Source organism: Paenibacillus terreus (genome assembly GCF_042138595.1).
In the GTDB taxonomy this organism is placed as follows: domain Bacteria; phylum Bacillota; class Bacilli; order Paenibacillales; family Paenibacillaceae; genus Paenibacillus; species Paenibacillus terreus.
In genome coordinates, this window is record NZ_JBHIRX010000002.1 from 253,199 (window position 1) to 271,811 (window position 18,613).

At 51.3% G+C, this 18,613-nt stretch carries 17 protein-coding genes; 14 read left to right on the forward strand and 3 right to left on the reverse strand.

Features of this window, described 5'->3' with window-relative positions; translation table 11 throughout:
• The first annotated feature begins 9 nt into the window (after positions 1-9).
• On the forward strand, positions 10-2,697 hold the full coding sequence (locus ACE5KN_RS05365; RefSeq protein WP_375523239.1) for a discoidin domain-containing protein: 2,688 nt from the start codon (positions 10-12) through the stop codon (positions 2,695-2,697).
• A gap of 177 nt (positions 2,698-2,874) precedes the next feature.
• Positions 2,875-3,039, forward strand: a complete 165-nt coding sequence (locus tag ACE5KN_RS05370) for a hypothetical protein (protein WP_375523238.1) — start codon at positions 2,875-2,877, stop codon at positions 3,037-3,039.
• A 72-nt stretch (positions 3,040-3,111) separates the two neighbouring features.
• Here the strand turns inward: ACE5KN_RS05370 and ACE5KN_RS05375 are convergent, their stop codons facing one another.
• On the reverse strand, positions 3,112-3,480 hold the full coding sequence (locus ACE5KN_RS05375) for a helix-turn-helix domain-containing protein (protein ID WP_375523237.1): 369 nt from the start codon (positions 3,478-3,480) through the stop codon (positions 3,112-3,114).
• A 424-nt stretch (positions 3,481-3,904) separates the two neighbouring features.
• Between ACE5KN_RS05375 and ACE5KN_RS05380 the strand changes: the two genes are divergently transcribed.
• From ACE5KN_RS05380 to ACE5KN_RS05390, 3 genes are all read left to right on the forward strand, one after another.
• Positions 3,905-4,813, forward strand: coding sequence for an ABC transporter ATP-binding protein (locus ACE5KN_RS05380; RefSeq protein WP_375523236.1), 909 nt, complete (start codon positions 3,905-3,907; stop codon positions 4,811-4,813).
• The gene (locus ACE5KN_RS05385) at positions 4,806-5,585 is read left to right on the forward strand and encodes an ABC transporter permease (RefSeq protein ID WP_375523235.1); all 780 of its coding nucleotides are present in this window, start codon (positions 4,806-4,808) and stop codon (positions 5,583-5,585) included. The genes ACE5KN_RS05380 and ACE5KN_RS05385 overlap by 8 nt, the downstream gene beginning before the upstream one ends.
• A gap of 203 nt (positions 5,586-5,788) precedes the next feature.
• Entirely contained in the window at positions 5,789-6,835 is a 1,047-nt protein-coding gene (locus ACE5KN_RS05390) for an AI-2E family transporter (protein WP_375523446.1), read from the forward strand.
• A 71-nt stretch (positions 6,836-6,906) separates the two neighbouring features.
• Here ACE5KN_RS05390 and ACE5KN_RS05395 read toward each other — a convergent pair whose 3' ends face one another.
• Both ACE5KN_RS05395 and ACE5KN_RS05400 read right to left on the reverse strand, forming a co-directional pair.
• A complete protein-coding gene (locus ACE5KN_RS05395; RefSeq protein ID WP_375523234.1) occupies positions 6,907-7,344 on the reverse strand; it encodes a bactofilin family protein in 438 nt (145 codons plus the stop codon).
• Between the two features lie 54 nt (positions 7,345-7,398).
• Positions 7,399-8,430 carry a M23 family metallopeptidase gene (locus ACE5KN_RS05400; RefSeq protein WP_375523233.1) on the reverse strand — a complete coding sequence of 344 codons (1,032 nt, stop codon included), beginning with the start codon at positions 8,428-8,430 and terminating at the stop codon, positions 7,399-7,401.
• Between the two features lie 159 nt (positions 8,431-8,589).
• Here ACE5KN_RS05400 and cls point away from each other — a divergent pair, with 159 nt between their 5' ends.
• From cls to ACE5KN_RS05445, 9 genes are all read left to right on the forward strand, one after another.
• Entirely contained in the window at positions 8,590-10,020 is a 1,431-nt protein-coding gene (gene cls / locus ACE5KN_RS05405) for a cardiolipin synthase (RefSeq protein ID WP_375523232.1), read from the forward strand.
• Between the two features lie 237 nt (positions 10,021-10,257).
• Positions 10,258-11,136 carry a YitT family protein gene (locus ACE5KN_RS05410; protein WP_375523445.1) on the forward strand — a complete coding sequence of 293 codons (879 nt, stop codon included), beginning with the start codon at positions 10,258-10,260 and terminating at the stop codon, positions 11,134-11,136.
• Between the two features lie 166 nt (positions 11,137-11,302).
• On the forward strand, positions 11,303-12,181 hold the full coding sequence (locus ACE5KN_RS05415) for a M15 family metallopeptidase (protein WP_375523231.1): 879 nt from the start codon (positions 11,303-11,305) through the stop codon (positions 12,179-12,181).
• Positions 12,182-12,266: 85 nt separating this feature from the next.
• Positions 12,267-12,821 (forward strand): VanZ family protein, encoded by a 555-nt coding sequence (locus ACE5KN_RS05420; protein WP_375523230.1) that lies wholly within the window; start codon positions 12,267-12,269, stop codon positions 12,819-12,821.
• The gene (locus ACE5KN_RS05425) at positions 12,814-13,902 is read left to right on the forward strand and encodes a sensor histidine kinase (RefSeq protein WP_375523229.1); all 1,089 of its coding nucleotides are present in this window, start codon (positions 12,814-12,816) and stop codon (positions 13,900-13,902) included. The genes ACE5KN_RS05420 and ACE5KN_RS05425 overlap by 8 nt, the downstream gene beginning before the upstream one ends.
• A 178-nt stretch (positions 13,903-14,080) precedes the next feature.
• A complete protein-coding gene (locus tag ACE5KN_RS05430) occupies positions 14,081-15,226 on the forward strand; it encodes a TolC family protein (protein ID WP_375523228.1) in 1,146 nt (381 codons plus the stop codon).
• 12 nt (positions 15,227-15,238) lie between these two features.
• A complete protein-coding gene (locus tag ACE5KN_RS05435) occupies positions 15,239-16,687 on the forward strand; it encodes an efflux RND transporter periplasmic adaptor subunit (protein WP_375523227.1) in 1,449 nt (482 codons plus the stop codon).
• Entirely contained in the window at positions 16,684-17,403 is a 720-nt protein-coding gene (locus ACE5KN_RS05440; RefSeq protein WP_375523226.1) for an ABC transporter ATP-binding protein, read from the forward strand. Before ACE5KN_RS05435 ends, ACE5KN_RS05440 begins: the two co-directional genes overlap by 4 nt.
• Positions 17,400-18,611, forward strand: coding sequence for an ABC transporter permease (locus ACE5KN_RS05445; RefSeq protein WP_375523225.1), 1,212 nt, complete (start codon positions 17,400-17,402; stop codon positions 18,609-18,611). Before ACE5KN_RS05440 ends, ACE5KN_RS05445 begins: the two co-directional genes overlap by 4 nt.
• Positions 18,612-18,613: the final 2 nt, after the last annotated feature.

The window sequence follows — 18,613 nt, forward strand, 5'->3', positions numbered from 1 at the left end:
ACATGAACAATGAAAAATTGGTTGGCTAACAAGTATGTATATTTGCTTCTGGGCCTGCTTGGCTTGGTTATCTTGTTTTCGCTTTTGGGTTATGCCAACAAAAGCAATCAGGAAAATGAGAAGAACGCCGCTACCACCTTGTGGATGCTTGGCGTCAGCGATGATTCCTCCGCTGAATTCAAAGGAGCGGCGGGCAAGGAATCGGCCACCCTGGACGTTCAAGCGGCGAGCGCAACGGCGTTAAAGGCGGCGGGAGGAGCGGCGCAGGCCGTTAAGACTTCCACCCCTGTTATTCAACTTAACGGATCCATTCCCCCAGGACTGAATGCCGAGACCAATCCGGAGCTCGTGCTCGAATATGAGCTGGACACCATTCCGGCCAATGGTGTCCGGTTTAATGTCCGCATTCTGGACGCCAGCAAGGCTGTGCCGCAGATGGCCGTGTTTTCCAACAACCAGCTTTCCGGCTTGATTCAGATTGCGGGTGTGGCGGGAACCGGAAGCCAATATACCTTCAAGAGCAATTATCAATTATATATCCCGAAGGAACAGCTGCAGACAGGAGTAAATCAGCTCAAGCTCCGGGTGGCCCGGTGCTTGTACTGCTCGGAGGCGGAGAATTCGAGCCTTTGGTGGACATGGGACAGCCTGAGTCTTGAGAAGCTTGCTTCCCCGGCTGCGGAACCGATTCATGGCAGCTACATCCGTACAGGAACCAATGTAAACAATAACGAGTTTTATTATGATAAAGGGGCTACCCGTCATCTGCCTGCCGTGATGAAATGGCTGGGGATCGCTTACAGCGGAAATATTATGCGGGTCACCTGTGCGAGCAATGTCGGCAATGCATGCTCTGATCTGGACAACTATTACAAAACCCTCAAGCAGTACAACATGCAGGCTGTTGCCCTGTATCTGTATACAGGCGACATCAAGCTGAATGCGGACGGTACGCTGCCGGAGTCCGCCAAGCAGAAGTTGGCTTCATATCTGCAAAATTACGGTCCGTATGTGCAGTATTTTGAAGTCGACAACGAACCGGGGCTGTTCAACCGGTCCAAAGCCGTCAATCTGGCGGTGGCCAATTGGCTGAACAGTGAAGGAAAGAAAATGGCTCCACATATGAAAACAGTAGCTCCCGGATGGGCTTATTGGCCGGCATATTCCGTCAAATCATGCAAGAATCAGACGGGAGACAAGAAGGAGTGCGGCGATCCGGACGGATGGGAAAGGGACCCCCAGCAGCGCCTTGAGCTGGAGAATGTGACGGATCTGACCAACGGGCACGCCTATGGTGAATCGTATGTGCAGGGACGGGGGGGCAGCTTTGTTGAAAATCTGCAGACCTTCAGCGGGTCCAAGGATGGGCTCAGCAAGCAGATGCTGAACACGGAGTTCGGTACCTCCGACTCCCATACGGATAACCCGGCTTATGGGGCGAGCCAGCCGCAGGCAGCGGTTTTCGACCGGATCATGCGGTCACAGATTGGATATGCCGATATGCTCATCCAGCATGCCGCTTTCTACAAGGATTTCACTTTATTTGAAACAGGCTTTGATCTGAACAATCACAATCCTGCGAATACCAAAATTCATGAGTTTGCAAGCGGTCAGGATTCACGCGTTGATATCATGAGACGTCTCAGCCTGGCATATGCCACTCATGGCAAGCCGTTAACCTATGAGGTGCTGAACAAGAGTGAGACCGCCGACAAAATGGTTTATGTGCGTGCGGTGGACACATCCACACTTGATCCGCTGCCGGGGAGCGGTGCGAAATCCAACAAGCTGCTGGTTAATCTGGTGAACTTCGAGCCGACAACCCAGCATATTAAGGTTCGTGTAACGATGCCGAATCAGGGTACCTATCAGGGAGAACGATTCGGTCCCGGGGCCACCTATGCCGAAGCACAAACCACATTGCCCGGTCTGCAGGCTTCCCCAACCCTGGATTTTGAAGAAACACTCGGTCCGGGCGAATCCGTCCAATACATTCTCACTCCGGCCAAGGTGGTCGATGGTGTCAGCACGGCTGACGTCTCTGCCCCTGATTGGGTAACAGCTAATGTGTCCCAGGATGGAGACATTAAAGTGGACTGGACGGAAGCCGAGGGGGCCCTTGCTTATGACGTGCTGCGTGCGGAAGGCACTGACGGCCCTTATCAGGTCATCGCTTCAGCGGTAAAAGCAACCAATTATTCCGATACATCGGTCAAAGCAGGCACTTCCTACACCTACAAAATACGTGCGGCAGGCTCCGGGAAAATTTCTCCCGGAGCCAAAGTGGAATACACGGGTCTTGCCGCACTTGACCGGACAGTCTGGAAGGCAAGCGCCAGCCCGAATGAAGCCAATGCCAGACTGGCCATCGATAACAGCACGCGCACTCGCTGGGACACGGGGACCAGACAGAGTGCGGGCGCCTATTTTCAGGTCGATTTGGGGAAAATGAGCCGGATCGGGCAAATTACACTGGACGGAGCAACCTCGGAAAACGACTATCCGCGCGCCTATGACGTGCTGGTGTCCGTCAACGGCACGGACTGGACCAAGATCAGCTCCGGGCGCGGAAGCGGAAGCTGGACGGACATCCGCTTTAACCCAATCGAAGCCAGGTATGTGAAAATTGTGCTGACTGAAGGCGCGTCCATGTTCTGGTCCATTCATGAAATGCAGGTGTATGCCCAATTGCCCTAACCAAACGAAAAAGCTTCTCTCTGACAAAAACGGAGGGAAGCTTTTATTTTTTTGTATGCGCGCAGAAGAGAACAACATTTCTTTGTTCTTCTTTTATAATATTTAGGTATAAAATAATATAGTTTTATAGAGGCATGTAGAAGCATCCGGAGATTTCAACTAAACGGAGGATTTGATTTGGCAGACGAGCATAGGGAATTCCAGATAGACAGACCGTCGCGGTCAAAGACGAGAACCGGCCATGACGGGGTCATCAGACTTGATGTGCAGGATATTTTGAGGCAGTGCGGTCTGGAGGAACCGGAATGGCTCCGTGAATGGCTTGTACGCCGTGAATCCTGATTGACGCTTACGGGCAGAGAGAACGAAGAAAGGGGAAACCAACAGCCTGGCAAGCCGTTGGACTCCCCTACATTACTCCATCATGCGTTCCATACGGATAAAAGCAATGAAGCGTTTGGCTTCCTCCTCGCTTAAGCTGCGCCCGTCAATCATAAGATTAAAGCGGCTTAAAATATCCTTGTCGGACAGCTCAAGATGATCAATAAATTGCTTCACTTCCGGATCCATGTCATTTGGTGTGCGCGGTATGCGGCCGATCAAGTAATCGATCGATACCCCGAAGAGATTGGCGAGCTTTGTTAGCGTGTCAAAGTCGGGTTTACGCCGGTTTTTCTCATAATGTGAGAGTGCGGCCCGGGTAATTCCCAGAATTTGTGCCAATTCTTCCTGTTTCCAACCCCTTTTCTCCCGTAGTTCTGCAATGCGGGTGCCATAATCCATCGTATCTCCTCCTGGTTGCAAGTTGTTTAGAGAGGGTAAGGAGTCCTATGAATCAAATGTTACATTTTGTGATACGTACAAAAATATAAAGATACTGATAGTATCTTTACTGGGTTAAAGTATTAGCATATAAGCATTTTACTATAAATAGATGAGGAATGAACAGTTTTTTCGCGGTACGACGGGATTTCTGAGCATATATAGTTATAAGGTAGCGGAAACGATACAGCCATATTATTTAAAATTGTGACTAAAGCAACTAGTTTTGTGGCAATATAAGTAAATCATAATATTTAATCTATCATTCTCTGTAAACTTTCATTCATGGTTGCGAAAAAGAGAAGAGATACAAGGATATGGTACAATAGTTTAAAATCGGATTGGTTCCCTTGGGGGCTTATTTCCGAATGGAAGGAGTAAACACATGCAGATGGATCCCGTTGTACGCTTGCAGGGGGTTACCAAGATCAAATCCTCCAGGACGCTTGTCGATAGCCTGACACTGGACATACCGGCAGGACAGGTATTCGGCTTTTTGGGTCCGAACGGAGCGGGGAAAACGACAACCATCCGAATGATGGTTGGTCTCATTTCGTTAACCGAAGGGGATATACATATTTGCGGCCACAGCATCAAAACAGACTTTGAACGCGCCATTGCCAATGTGGGTGCCATTGTGGAAAACCCTGAAATGTACAAGTTTATGACAGGCTACCAGAATTTGCTCCATTATGCCCGCATGAATCCGGGTGTGACGCGGGAGCGGATAGAAGAGGCAGTCAAGCTCGTTGGATTGGAAGGAAGAATCCGGGATAAAGTGAAGACCTACTCGCTCGGCATGCGCCAGCGCCTTGGTGTGGCGCAGGCGATTCTGCACCGCCCGAAACTGCTTATTCTGGACGAGCCCACGAATGGGCTGGACCCACAGGGAATCCGCGAGCTGCGCGATTATTTGCGGCATTTGAGCCGTACCGAGGGTACGACGATTTTTGTGTCCAGCCATTTGTTGTCCGAAATGGAGCTGATGTGTGACAGCGTGGCGATTATCCAGAACGGCAAGCTGATGGGAGTGCGGGATTTGAACGCTGTTTCCGGGACGCCAGAGACCGCTCGCGTGGCCTTTGAGGTAGACGACCCGCAGCAGGCGCAGCGTATTGCCGGCAGCGGCCAGATTGAGGCCGGCAGCCTTGTTCTTGATCTGGACCGGGAAGGCACTGCCAATCTGAATGCCAGATTGGCGGCGGCGGGGATCCGGGTATATGCGATACACCGGTCTGTTCGAACACTGGAGGATCAATTCCTGGAGATGACGGGAGGCGGAAGTATTGGCTGACTTTTTTAAACTTGTGCACAATGAAAATCTGAAAATTTATATCCGTGTCCGAACCTGGGTTATGCTCGGGATTTTGGCGTTTGTGACGGCGATTGTGCCTGTTCTTATTTATATGGCTTCCGATTCGGCAGGCGCCTGGGACGGGATGCTGCTGACGGCTTCCGTCGCCTTTTTTCTGAATATCATATTCACCGTCATTGTGGCGGCCGACTCCGTGGCCGGAGAATACTCGGCGGGCACCATCAAACTTTTGCTGATCCGTCCCTGGAGCCGCGGCAAGCTGCTTTTATCCAAATATCTGTCCGTCGTGCTGTTCAGCCTGGCCGCTACCGTGCTGCTGATTGTTCTGGGCACCGTTTTTTCACTGCTGCTGCTGCCAGGGGCGGGAAGCATGTCGGAGATGATGCTGCCGGGCTGGAGCGTCGGGAAATATACGGTACTCAGCCTGCTCAGCCGATATGCCGATTTATTTATCATCTGTACGTTTGCCTTTATGCTGTCGGCTGTTTTTCGCTCCGGCGGTCTGACGATCGGGCTGTCCCTGTTTATTCTGTTTATGCAGAATACTCTGTCCGTGTTTTTCACACCTGAACGTTACAGTTGGGCCAAGTATGCATTGTTTAATAACATGGGCCTCAGTCAGTATATGCTTTCCCCTGTTGGCGGGGGAGGCATGACGCTCGGTTTTTCCATTGCGGTTTTAGCTGTTTATTATGTCCTATTTATTGCGATCGGCTGGATCGTATTCGTCAAAAGGGATGTAACGGCTTGAGTTAGACAGAGCTCCTGTTATCCGTCCGGTCATGGAGGGTAACAGGGGCTTTTTTGTGCCAAGGCAGTATTTTTTCCCGTTCATCAATCAACAAGGCCTTTTTCGTTTAATTACGAAGTGAGAAAGCAGGGAGAGAGTAACAGCCGAGAGGGGGAAGCGAATTGCCGACAACCCGCTTTTTTCAGGTTTCCCTGGGAACCATCATGATCCTGCTGATCATCTTCCTGGGCTGGAAGGTCAATTTTATATTCAAGCCGCTGGTTTCCTTGTTCAGATTGATGATCGTGCCACTGATGCTTTCCGTTTTCTTTTATTATCTGCTGCGTCCTATTGTCGATTATCTGGAGAAGCAGAAGGTCAAGAGAGCGGTCTCCGTCCTGCTGATCTATTTGCTGGGCGCATTGCTAATGACTGCTTTCGCCTGGGGAGTCTGGCCCACGCTGAGGGAGCAGGTGTTTAATTTGATCGACAGTGCGCCGGATATGATCAATTCCCTTATGGAAGAACTGCAGAGGCTGCAGCGCAGCAGGCCGGTTCAGCAGATGCTGCCGGACGGCTCTGATCCGCTGTCGCAGCTGTCGGATGCTCTGAATCGGGGCGTGACCTTTCTTTCGGACTATATGACAAGCATTGTTGCCTTCATATCCAATTTTGTCATTGTCATCGCGACCTTCCCGCTCGTCCTCTACTACATGCTGAAGGAAGGCAGCAAGTTCAGCGCCGCTGCTATGAACTTTATCCCCAAGAGATATCAGAAGGATGGACGTGAAGTGCTTCAGGACATGGATTCGGCATTGGGCGGCTTTATTGTAAGCCGTGCGGTGATCAATGTAGCGCTTGGCATTCTGATGTACATCGGTTTTTTGATCATCGGGCTGCCCTATGCGCTGCTGCTGGCCAGCATTGCCGTTGTGCTGAATTTTATACCGTATATCGGGGCCGTCGTTTCTTCCATTCCCGTGATCGTGATTGCTTTTCTGGAAAGTCCCGCAATGGCGCTGTGGTCTCTCGTTGTCATCATTGCCGCACAGCAGATTCAGGATAATGTGTTGTCACCGTATATATTTGGCAAACAGCTTGATATCCATCCCCTTACCGTCGTAATCCTGCTGCTGGTTGGCGGGGATCTGAGCGGAATTCTGGGTATCATCATCGCTATTCCACTGTATATGTGCGCCAAAATACTTGTCCGCAAAATATATAATCTGCTTCTGGAGCGGCACGGGGAGAAAATGGCAGATGACGGATAGGCAGAATAAGGAAGGAATGATAATGTTAAAAAAAGAAAAGCCGGTCTCCGGACCGGCATACATAACCAAGATCATCCTGCCTCCGCGGCAGGCTCGGCAGACAGGGAATCGTCCGGAGACTCAGATTCCGACAGCTCTTCAAGCGGGGAATCCTCTGTGCCTTTCATTTGGCTGAGGCCGTTCATAATGCCGCCTTCCATAATGACAAGCGCTCCGGAGGCCGAATTGCCATACAGCTCTCCCGTGGAGGTGAGAGTAATCCGTTTGTCGGCTTGGATATTTCCAAAGACCTTTCCGGCAATAATGATCTCAGCGGCAGTGATGTCGGCCTTAATCACGGCGGATTCGCCGATGACGACAACATTCGTGCTCTTGATCTCACCCTGGTATCTGCCTTCCATTCGCAGCGGAGCTTCACAATGCAAAGTCCCTTCAAAGAAGGAGCCGCTGGAAAGCAGCGTATCTGTCGTAGTGCCGGCCTGTGAGGGTTTGGTAATGGCTTTAAACATGTTCTAACCTCCCTGATCTTCATTTCACAATGAACGGCCAATCTACAGGGCTTGTCATTGTACATATAGCAGCGGATCAACGGGAATATTTTGTTTAACCACCTGAAAGTGGAGATGCGGGCCCGTGCTTCGTCCGGTACTGCCAAGCTGTCCGATCAGGTCGCCCTTGTCCACCTGATCACCGGGGGATACATTCATTCCGTTTAGATGCATATACCAGGTCTGCAGCCCGTTCGGGTGCTGAATAATAATATATTTGCCGCGCTCGCTCATCTGATCGGCAACGGTAACGGTTCCCGCGCCTGCGGCGTAGACCGGATCGCCGATGCGGCCAGCAATATCAATGCCTGCATGGTAAGCGCTGCGGCCGTTAAACGGATCACGCCGGTAACCGAAGCTGGAGGTCAGGCGGCGCTCCGAGGTTGGCCAGAGCGAAGGCTTGCCTTCCCTGGCCAGCTCAAGCTTTCTGGCCTGCAGCAGTTTGGCCTGTTTCTGTTCTTCCCAGTTCTTCCGTGCGTCTTCAGCTCGTTCCAGCGTCTTGGGCACGCTTTTCTCCATGGCGTCCAGCAGATCCTGAATCTCTTCAAAATCATCCTTCAGCTCCCGGCCCTTCGTCAGCACCTGCTGGTCGTGAACTGCGATCCATTGACCGCCCTTGCTGCCGGATATGTCCCAAGAGATCGGTTCGTTCTTCCCGGCATTCTTGGCGGAGGAATCGGGGTCATACTTCTGGATGAACTCCTCAAGCTGCTCTTCCAGCTCGTTAACCCGTTGGATGCGTTCCTTCATATCAACGGCCTGGCTGGAAAGCTTCATCACTTCGTTTTGCAGCAGGGAAATGGCTTTTTCTTTGTCAGACACGGTGACCTCCAGTTGCAGGCTTTGGGCGGCGAGGGTTGTTTCCAGCCTGGATATGATTTGGGAGGAACGGACCTGAAGGGATACGATGAGCGTGGAGATGGATAGAACAGCAATGGCGGGCACTAAAATGACAACGGGTCTGGACAGCTGGAATTGGCGGGCAGGGCGCTGTGCGTCACGCAGCAAAAGAAGGGTCATCCGTCGGTTCATGTCTCCTTTTTTCATAACAGCTCCTTTCCGGCAGATACACAGCAGGCGGCGGCCGCAGCCGTATCGCCGGCCAAATGCCTGTATTGCTAACTATGTATTCATAGATTCCGCGTTATATGACAAAAATGTAAAGAGTAGCCCATCATCAAGGTGATTCCGTAAAGGGGGTGCCATATGCTCTGGCTGGTGATTGTTCTGCTGATTTTTATTTTCCAGGTCGGAACCATCCTGATTCTTGAATTCCGCAAGCCCTCCAAGGCTGTGGCCTGGCTTTTTATCCTGTTCTGTTTTCCGCTGATCGGCTTTGTTCTCTACTATTTCATGGCCCAAGACTATAAAAAACGCAAATTCATGCGTCAAAGAGGTTCGCGGCTCTTTCGCGGCTTCAAAGACCAGCTCTGGAAGCAGGCCAGGGTGATCGAGCGTCTGGAGCAGATGGAAAATCCGGCTTTCCACGATCAGGAGCGCTTGTTCAATCTGCTGTCCCGCCTGTCGGAAAGCCCCATTACAGGCTGCAATAAGACGCGTGTGCTGACGAACGGGGAGGAGGCTTTCCCCGATATGTTGCAAGCGATGGAGAGTGCAAAGCATCACATTCATATCGAGTTTTATATTTTCCGCAATGATGAAATCGGTGTCCGTTTTCAGCAGGTTTTAATGCGCAAGGCGCGGGAAGGGGTTAAGGTGCGTTTTGTGGCGGATGGGCTGGGAAGCTATCATTTGCCCCGCTCCTTTGTCCGTGGTTGCCGGGAAGCAGGGGTGGAATTTCACTTTTTTCTGCCTCCGCTGATAGCGACCCTTGATCGGCGGGTGAATTACCGGAATCACCGTAAAATCGTGGTGGTGGATGGTGTCGTCGGTTTTGTCGGCGGCATCAATGTTGGTAATGATTATCTGGGACTGTACCCCAAGTTCGGATTCTGGCGGGATACGCACATGCGGATTGAAGGGGACGGGGTCTATTTTTTGCAAAATACGTTTCTTGGCGACTGGAAGCTTGCTTCCGGTGAACGGATTATCGATAAAAGCCTGTTCCCGCCGCATCATTGCCGGGGAAATGAGCAGGTGCAGGTGCTCGCCAGCGGTCCGGACCAGGATTGGGATGCGATTCAGGAAATGTGCTTTGGTGCCTTGACGGTCGCCAAAAGCAGGATATGGCTGACGACCCCGTATTTCATCCCTGACCCCAGCATTTACGAAGCGCTCAAGACAGCTGCCGTCAGCGGAGTGGATGTACGGATTATCATTCCGTATAAATCGGATTCCAGATTGGTGCATCTTGCTTCCTTATCCTATGTTGAGGAGCTGCTTGAGGCGGGGGTGAGGTTTTACCAATACCGCAAAGGCTTTATCCATGCCAAGGTGATGATTGTGGATGAACTGCTGGCTTCCGTAGGAACGGCCAATCTGGACATGCGCAGCTTCTTTTATAACTTTGAGCTGACCGCTGTACTGTTTTCAAAGGAGGCTATCAACCGGCTGGTGCGGGACTTTGAGGAGGACTTGCACAACTCCAGTCCAATTGATAACGAAGAGTTTTCCAACCGGCCAAGAATCCATAAGGCAGCAGAAATGTTGACCCGCATGCTCTCCCCGCTCCTTTAAAGCTCAAAAAGGCTTGAATTTGGCGGGAAAGCGCGCTATTTTGATGTTTTTCTGCGCGCAGCTAACTTTTTTGACCAAAATCGACCATTATATGATATAATGTATATAAGTTAATGATGCTGCGGAGAAGGGGATTGTCAAACCAGTCCCCTTTTTTATCCAGTAATATGTAAATTATTCCATATAGATTTAGGGGGAAGGATGATGGAAACGATCGAGAAACAACAAGCCGCAGCAATGGGAAAAAAGTTTCCGGTCAGTCGGAAAAATAAGCTCAAGAAAGTGCTGCAGCGGGTTTCTTTTATAACTCTTGGGGCAGCGCTCATGGCGGTAGCGCTTGAAATTTTCCTTGTGCCCAATGGAGTCATCGATGGAGGCATTACCGGCATATCCATTATGTTTTCAAAACTGTTCGGATTGCCGCTCGGCATATTTCTGTTTCTTCTTAACCTGCCCTTTCTTATTCTGGGGTACAAACAAATTGGAAAGACCTTTGCGCTTTCCACGTTGCTTGGTGTAGTTATCATGTCTATCGGCACTACGCTGCTGCATACGGTTCCGGCGTTGACGCCGGGTGAACCGCTGCTGGGCGCTATCTTCGGAGGAGTCATTCTCGGGGTTGGCGTAGGACTCGTCATTCGTTCGGGGGGGTCGCTGGACGGCACAGAGATTGTTGCCATTATCGCCAGTGAGAAAACGCCGTTCTCGGTGGGTGAAATCGTGCTGTTCGTGAACGTGTTCATTCTGGGCAGCGCCGGCTTCGTATTCGGCTGGCCTAACGCGCTTTATTCCATGATTGCTTATTATATTGCCATGAAAATGATCGATATTACGATTGAAGGTCTGGATCAGTCCAAATCCGTATGGATTATCAGCGATAAATACCGGGATATCGGCGATGCGCTGACCGACCGTCTGGGCCGCGGCGTCACCTATCTGGAGGGCGAAGGCGGCTTTACCGGTGAAAGCAAAAAAGTTATTTTCGTAGTCATTACGCGGCTGGAGGAAGCGAAGTTGAAGTCCATTGTAGAGGACTGGGACCCGCAAGCTTTTGTAGCCATCGGCAATATCCATGATGTTAAAGGCGGAAGATTCAAGAAAAAAGGAATACATTAGTGAGGCTAATAGATCATAAGGCAAAGCCAGTCCCCTGATATATTTTCAGGGGGCTTTTTTGTGCTGGAAAATTCAATTTAAGAAAAACTTTATTTTTAACCTCATTTCTTCTTTAATAGTTTTCTTTATCCTGTAAGCATACGAAGGATTAGGAGGAAGCTGGAGCATGAAGAAATGGTTTTTTTGTATTATCGTTTTGCTGCTGCTGGGCTACGGGTTCACGAAATTTAAGGAAGGTATGACCGAGCTGCCCGGTGAATCAACACCTTTCGACGAAAGTATAAAAATTCCCGAAGCGGTTCCTCAAGGGGACGGTTTTACGATAAAAGTGACGAAAGAAATGATATCACAGGGGGATCTGCTGCTCGTCAACAAGGACCATCCCGTTCCGGATGGGCTGCACCCCGAGTCGGAAGCGGTAAGCCTGGTCAAGAACTCCGAGCTGATCGACGGATTCGGCGTGCTTGATAACTCTGTTCAGCTTTCACCCTGGCTGGCGGACAAATTTCGTACCATGATCAAGGCCGCGGCACAGGAAGGGGTCAATCATTTCTTGATCAGCAGCGGTTATCGGAACAAAGCCAAGCAGGACGAGCTGTATCGCGATATGGGATCGAGATACGCCCTGCCGGCGGGGTATAGCGAGCATAACCTCGGTTTATCGATGGACATCGGCTCCTCACAGGCGGAAATGAATCAGGCCCCGGAAGGGAGGTGGCTGAAAGATAACTCCTGGAAATACGGGTTTGTTCTGCGCTATCCCGAGGATAAAACAGCGGTGACAGGCATTCAATTTGAGCCTTGGCATTTCCGTTACGTCGGTCTGCCGCACAGCGCGATCATGCAGGAAAAGAATCTTGTCCTGGAACAGTATCTGGATTTACTGAAACAGGAGAAGTCGGTAAGCATCACGATCGGGGGGGAGAACTATAAAGTCTTTTACTTTCCTGTAACCGGAGATACTACGATCACCGTGCCTGTGCAAGGAAAATACGAGATATCCGGCAATAATGAGGACGGCGTTATTGTTACGGTTCACGAATAACCGGGATATTCGGAACTTTATGAGGAAAGGAAGCAGAAGGACAAGGTATTCACGGGGATATGGACAAGGAGGGGATCGGCGCAGGATGAATACGAAAATGCGGACGGTGACGACAGCCGGGATGAAGACGAATGCGAGCGGGAATAGAAACAAGATGAAGGTGAGCGTTCTAAGTCTTCGAGCCCTGCTCGTCCTTTATATATATGTGTTGGTTAAAGTCATCTTATTTAAGTTTCATTCCTTGGACCTCGGTTTTCTTGGGGGCCGCCTGCTGGCCGGTCTGCGGCAGCCCGGCTTGATCTCGCAGCAGTTGCATACAGGTAATTTGGTTCCCTTCCGGGAAATCTCCAGATCGCTGTATTCGTTAACCGACCACGCTTTATTTAATGTGTTCGGAAATGTGGTGATTTTTATGCCTTTGGGCATTTTGCTGGCTCTTATGTTCAAAGTCAAAGAGATGCCGGGGATGAAAGTATTCATCTGTGCGTTTGCCTTAAGCCTGTGCCTGGAAACCGCCCAGCTTCTGTTCAGGATTGGCCAATTTGACGTCGATGACATTTTGCTGAATTCCGCAGGAGGGCTTCTTGGCTTCTGGATATACCGAATCATTGCTGAACCGATGAGATCGGCCAATGGCTAAACCCCAATTCCGCAGCTTCCGATTTCAGGTGATTCGGCTGTTCGGGCTCAGCATGCTGTTATCCGCCGGTACTACTTTTCTGATCTACCTGGCACTGCAGCAATATTACCATACGTTGCACCGCGAAGACCCGATGTTCGAAGTCCGGGAAACCATTAGAGAGATCGGCGATATTAACGTGTTCCTGACTCTTTTTTTTCCGATTTCTTTTTTCTACTTCTATTTGCTTACCCGGCGTTACGTTGCTTATTTCCGGGAGATTTCCCGCGGGATCAACCAATTGGCCGGGGGCGACTTTTCCCATCGGGTCCATATCCAATCCAATGATGAAATCGGGGACATTGCCCGGGACATCAACCTGGCCAGCGAAAAGCTGCAGCAGGCGGTGGAACGGGGGGATTTCGCCGAGAACAGCAAGGAGCAGCTGGTGCTAAACCTCGCCCATGATTTACGGACCCCATTGACTTCCGTCATCGGGTATTTGGATTTCATCCTTCAAGGCAAAGATTTGACCGCCGATCAGATGAAGCATTACATGACAATTGCCTACACCAAATCGCTGCGGCTGGAAAAGCTGATCGACGAGCTGTTCGAAATTACGCGGATGAATTACGGCAAGCTGAGGATCAATCGCAAACTGCTTGACCTGAGCGAGCTGTTGACCCAATTAACCGAGGAAATGTATCCCGTATGCGAAAAAAGCAAGCTGACCGCGCGCCTTGAGGTCCCATCGCAGCTGATGACTTCCGGAGACGGCGACCTGCTTGCACGCGTGTTCGAGAACCTGTTGTCCAATGCCGTCCGTTACGGCAAAGACGGCGAATACATCGATATTCGCGGCCGCCTGGATGAGGGTCAAGTCGTCATTCAAGTCATCAATTACGGTGATTCCATCCCTCCGGACGAGCTTCCTCATGTGTTCGACATGTTTTTTACCGGGGATCGTGCCCGAACCCATCAGGAGGGAAGCATCGGGCTTGGCCTGTTTATCGCCAAGAACATTGTAGAGCAGCATGAAGGCTCAATATCGGTACAAAGCGATCTCATTCGTACCGAATTCGAGGTGCGTTTGCCAGCATGAACTGCTACAATTCACAATTTGTCGAGTTAGGTTACAAAAATGTGTTTTTTTAGAACTTTATCTACCATAACCTCCTCACTTACAATACCTATGGGGAGGAAGATTCATTTTTTTCCATCTCCTCGTCATGAGAAAGTGTGAGAGGAAATTAGAAGCATGTGCAAAGGGAGGTTTCATGATGAAAGAGAAAACGGCTGCCTTGCTGCTTGTTGTTTCTTTATCCGCCGCTTTGGCCGGAGAAGTAAATGCCGCATCAGGGAGTGATCAGCAGCCGCAGCAATCGAATGTTGAAGTAAATGCGCCTGCCGGACAGAAGGAAGTCCAGCTTACCCTGGAGCAGGCCGTAGCCCTGGCAGAGGCTAACAACGAGTTGTTGAGAAGTTCGACACGGGACCTGGAGCGCAAGGGGATTACACTGCAGGAGGCAGCGGAAGATCTGGGGTATATCTCACCTTATGATGTCGACGGGAACGTGGATGCCTCGGAGAGCAATCCGCGCTGGAAGAGCTATAATTCGGCCAATGAAGCTTATCTTACGGCTGTAAGGCATGCCAAGTTTGCCAAGGATAAGGTCTATTTCTCGGTCATGAAAAGTTATCAGGCCGTTTATGTTGCGGAAAACAATGTTGAAACCGCGCAGCAGCAGCTGGAGCTTGCACGGGCAAAAGAGCGCATCGCCGCCGCCAAATCATCCCGCGGTCTTGTGGCACAAAATGAATACGATGATGCCGTACACAGCCGGACGGAAGCGGAGGAAGCTGTCAGACAGCGCAGCTCGGATCTGCAAAAAGCGTATGACGCGTTAAATACGCTGATAGGCAAGCCCAAGGGCGCAACATATACTTTGGAGAACCCGCCAGAGTATCGTGAGCCCGTTAAACTGGATATCGAGGCCCATATCAGCAAGCTTGTGGAAGACAGCCCGGAGATTATTGACCTGAAGGAAGCGGTCAAGAACAGTGAATGGGATATCAGATACGATAATTTCCAGGGCAGTGAGTCTGATAAAAAGCTGAAACGTATGGATCTGGAAGATGCCAATGAGCGCTTGACGAAAGGGAAGGAGGATTTTGCCGAATCGCTGCGGACGGTCTACAGCACGCTGATGGACAAGGGTCAGGAATACATACGATTGAAGGAAAACTATGATATTGCCCAAAAAGCGCTGGAGCTGTCCCGCAAGAAATGGGCTAGAGGCATGATCGTTCAGTCCGAGCTGGAGGAGAGCCAGTTGAATGCCGACCAGCTCCGCCGTCAGCTTGAGGAATTGGCGATAGAGATAAGCCAGCTGGAATATACGCTGAATAAGCCGTGGAGTGTCTAGGAGGGACAGGTTGTGAGTGAAATCGTTGCGAACGATGCAATCGTGGAATGGAAAAAGAAACGGAGAAGGAAATGGATCATTCGAACCGTTATTGTGCTTGCATTATGCGGGGCGGGAGCGGTGGTATACTGGCAGTGGCCTGAGAAAGAAGTAGCGGCCGTGCCTCAGAACGAGACGCTGAAGGTGGAGCGCGGGGACGTCACGGAGACATTGGACGCCACGGGAACGGTCAAAGCGTCGAAGGAGGTCAACCTCAACTTCACAGGCGAAAGCACCGATAAGCTGGCGGCGGTCAATGTGGCGCCGGGGGACCGGGTCAAGGCCGGACAGGTACTGGCCCGGCTTGATGATACGGAGGCGCGCAATCAGGCACAGAGCGCTGCGGACGATCTGGCCATGGCCAAAAACAAACTGGAGGAGGCTCTTAAAGGGCCGAAGCCGGAGGAAGTGGAAATTCAGCAGGTCAATGTGCAGCGTGCGAAGACAGAGCTGGAAAGGGCAAAGCAGAATTTTGATATTGAGGAGGCCCAGAGCCAGAAAGAGCAGTCCTCCAAGCAGCTCGAACAGGCCCGTAAGGCTTATGATGACCAGAAGTTTCTGCTGGAAGAAGGGGCTGTTCCCGCCAATGAAATGGAGCAGGCCGAGCAGGCACTGGAAAAGGCTGAACAGGACTACAAAGCGCAAGAGAGGAACATGCGCAAGATTGAAAATCAGCAGAAACAAGCGATCGAGGATGCGGAAATATCGTACAGGCAGGCGCTGGCCGAGCTGAAAAAAATCCAGACTCCCGCGGATGACTCCGCGATTGAGGCGGCGAAGATTGATGTGCGGCGGGCCGAAACCGTGCTGAAGCAAAAACAGGACAGTCTGACGAAGCTGGAAATCAAGGCCCCGTGGGACGGTGTAATCCTGAAAGTAAACGGCGACGTGGGGACAAGCCCGACTGCTCCTTTCATTGTGATGAACAATGCGAGCGCCAACAATTTGATGATTGCAGCCAAAATTGGACAAAGCGATATCGTTAAGGTGCAGACAGGCTTGAAGGCTGTATTTCGTACCAACGCTTATCCTGGTGAGGAATTTCAGGGAGAGGTGAAGTTTGTGTCGCCTGAACCGTCCACCGAGGATGGGAGCACCGCTTATCCGATCGAGCTGTCTGTCAAAAACCCGGATGGCAAGCTGAAAACCGGGATGGTTATGGAAATATCCATCTTGCTGGGCACGCATAAAGACGTGCTGTTCGTTCCGGCTATGGCGATCCGCTCCGAGGGAGGGCAGGACGGCGTATACGTGGCGTCCAATCCGGCAGCTCCGGAGGCTTATGAATTTGTGCCGGTTGAGCAGGGCTTTTACACTCCTGACCGGGTTGAACTGAAGTCCGGCGTGAAGGAAGGGGATACGGTGGTGATCCCTGCGCCTGCTGTGATGCCGGAGGATCCCATGATGGGAGGTGCGGGATGAGCCACGTCATTGACATTCGGCATGTCCGCAAAACCTACAGGGTTGGCGACCAGGAAATTCATGCCCTGCATGATGTGGATCTTTCGATCGAGCAGGGGGAATTTGTCGCCATCATGGGACCGTCGGGTTCGGGGAAATCCACGATCATGAACGTGCTCGGCTGTCTTGATCTGCCGGACTCCGGCGAGTTTTATCTGGATGGATATCCGGTGCTGGGAGCCAAGCCTTACGAGCTGGCCCTGATTCGCAACCGCAAGATCGGTTTCGTATTTCAGAAATTTCATTTGCTGTCCCGCTCCACCTCGCTGGCAAATGTCGAGCTGCCGATGATTTATGCCGGGGTGCCTGCAAGGGAGCGGAAGCGGCGGGCGGCTGAGGCGCTTACTCATGTAGGGCTCGGGAACCGGCTAAAGAACAAGCCTAACGAGTTGTCGGGGGGACAGCAGCAGCGTGTATCCATCGCCCGCGCGCTTGTGAACGATCCGGTCATTCTGCTGGCGGACGAGCCGACAGGCGCGCTGGATTCCCGCACGACCGTGGAGATTATGGACATTTTTCAACGGTTGAATGATCAGGGGATCACGATCGTTCTCGTGACGCATGATGCTGAGGTAGCAGCATGTGCCAAGCGTCTGATCTATTTCCGGGACGGACGGATCGAGAAGGATGAGCGGATTACACCGCAAAGAATGTCGGCAGAGGAAGTGAACGCATGAACCCGCTGGAAACGCTGAAGATGTCCTTTTCCAGTCTGAAAAGCAACAAGCTGCGCTCGCTGCTGACCATGCTCGGCATCATTATCGGGGTTGCGGCGGTCATTGCCATTGCGGCGATCGGCAAGGGCTCCAATGCACAGATCACCTCGGAGATTAATAATATGGGCAATAATCTAATCATGATCTACCCATTTTACCAATATGATGAGGCGAATGGCACCCAATTTGTGGCGCCGCCGGAATTTACCATGGAGGATGTGGCCGAATTGGAGCAGCTCGGGTCCGTTGCCGATGTGGCTCCGAGCGGGATGAGCAGTGCCGATGTCGTCTGGGGCAGGCAAAAGGTGAATCTGCAAATCGAGGGCACTTCGGCCTCATTTGCGAGGGTGCAAAAGCTTTTCTTCACAGATGGCAGAACCTTCACGAATTATGAGGTGGAAAAAGGGATGAACGTGGCCATCATCGGGTCGCAGGCTGCCAGTGACCTGTTCGGGGAAAACAGCGCCAATGCGGTCGGCGAGACGGTATTGATTAACAATCTGCCTTTTAAAATCGTAGGTTTGCTGTCGTATAAAAACACCATGATGAACAACAGCGCCTACCAGATCTATATTCCGATCACAACCGGCATGGACCGGATGAGCCATATGAGCATTCAGCAATTGAATGTTTCCGCTGCGGCTCCCGAATTGATGGACAGCGCGCGTGCTGATATTACGCAGACACTGCGCACCAGGCATATGATCAAGGAAGGGGAGCCGGACGATTTTCAAATGATGAGCCAGACCGACTATCTGGAGATGACTGCCGGTGTTGATGCTACCATGAATCTGCTGATTATCGGAGTGGCCGGGATTGCGCTGCTCGTTGGCGGGGTGGGTATCATGAATATGATGCTGATGGCCGTTACGGAGCGGACAAGGGAAATCGGAATCCGCAAGGCCATCGGAGCCCAGCGTGGCGATATTATGCTGCAATTTCTGACGGAGGCAATATTCATCAGTCTGCTTGGCGGCATTCTCGGCGTGCTCGCCGGAATCGGGGCGGCCAAGCTGCTGAACAGCATGGCACATATGCCGATCGTATATACCGTTGAACCGGTTCTGTATTCATTCCTGAGCTGTATGGCTGTGGGCATTCTGTTTGGGGTTATTCCCGCCCTTAAAGCCTCGCGCCTGAAACCGATTGATGCTCTGAGATATGAGTAAGG

What these genes read in the sequence shown, in the direction of transcription:
- ACE5KN_RS05375 (WP_375523237.1), bottom strand. Translation starts at nt 3,480, where the DNA reads ATGGATTATGGCACCCGCATTGCAGAACTACGGGAGAAAAGGGGTTGG.
- ACE5KN_RS05380 (WP_375523236.1), top strand. Translation starts at nt 3,905, where the DNA reads ATGCAGATGGATCCCGTTGTACGCTTGCAGGGGGTTACCAAGATCAAA.
- ACE5KN_RS05400 (WP_375523233.1), bottom strand. Translation starts at nt 8,430, where the DNA reads ATGAAAAAAGGAGACATGAACCGACGGATGACCCTTCTTTTGCTGCGT.
- ACE5KN_RS05440 (WP_375523226.1), top strand. Translation starts at nt 16,684, where the DNA reads ATGAGCCACGTCATTGACATTCGGCATGTCCGCAAAACCTACAGGGTT.
- ACE5KN_RS05445 (WP_375523225.1), top strand. Translation starts at nt 17,400, where the DNA reads ATGAACCCGCTGGAAACGCTGAAGATGTCCTTTTCCAGTCTGAAAAGC.
- ACE5KN_RS05420 (WP_375523230.1), top strand. Translation starts at nt 12,267, where the DNA reads ATGAATACGAAAATGCGGACGGTGACGACAGCCGGGATGAAGACGAAT.
- ACE5KN_RS05415 (WP_375523231.1), top strand. Translation starts at nt 11,303, where the DNA reads ATGAAGAAATGGTTTTTTTGTATTATCGTTTTGCTGCTGCTGGGCTAC.
- ACE5KN_RS05410 (WP_375523445.1), top strand. Translation starts at nt 10,258, where the DNA reads ATGGGAAAAAAGTTTCCGGTCAGTCGGAAAAATAAGCTCAAGAAAGTG.
- ACE5KN_RS05430 (WP_375523228.1), top strand. Translation starts at nt 14,081, where the DNA reads ATGAAAGAGAAAACGGCTGCCTTGCTGCTTGTTGTTTCTTTATCCGCC.
- ACE5KN_RS05425 (WP_375523229.1), top strand. Translation starts at nt 12,814, where the DNA reads ATGGCTAAACCCCAATTCCGCAGCTTCCGATTTCAGGTGATTCGGCTG.
- ACE5KN_RS05390 (WP_375523446.1), top strand. Translation starts at nt 5,789, where the DNA reads ATGATCCTGCTGATCATCTTCCTGGGCTGGAAGGTCAATTTTATATTC.
- ACE5KN_RS05365 (WP_375523239.1), top strand. Translation starts at nt 10, where the DNA reads ATGAAAAATTGGTTGGCTAACAAGTATGTATATTTGCTTCTGGGCCTG.
- ACE5KN_RS05395 (WP_375523234.1), bottom strand. Translation starts at nt 7,344, where the DNA reads ATGTTTAAAGCCATTACCAAACCCTCACAGGCCGGCACTACGACAGAT.
- cls (WP_375523232.1), top strand. Translation starts at nt 8,590, where the DNA reads ATGCTCTGGCTGGTGATTGTTCTGCTGATTTTTATTTTCCAGGTCGGA.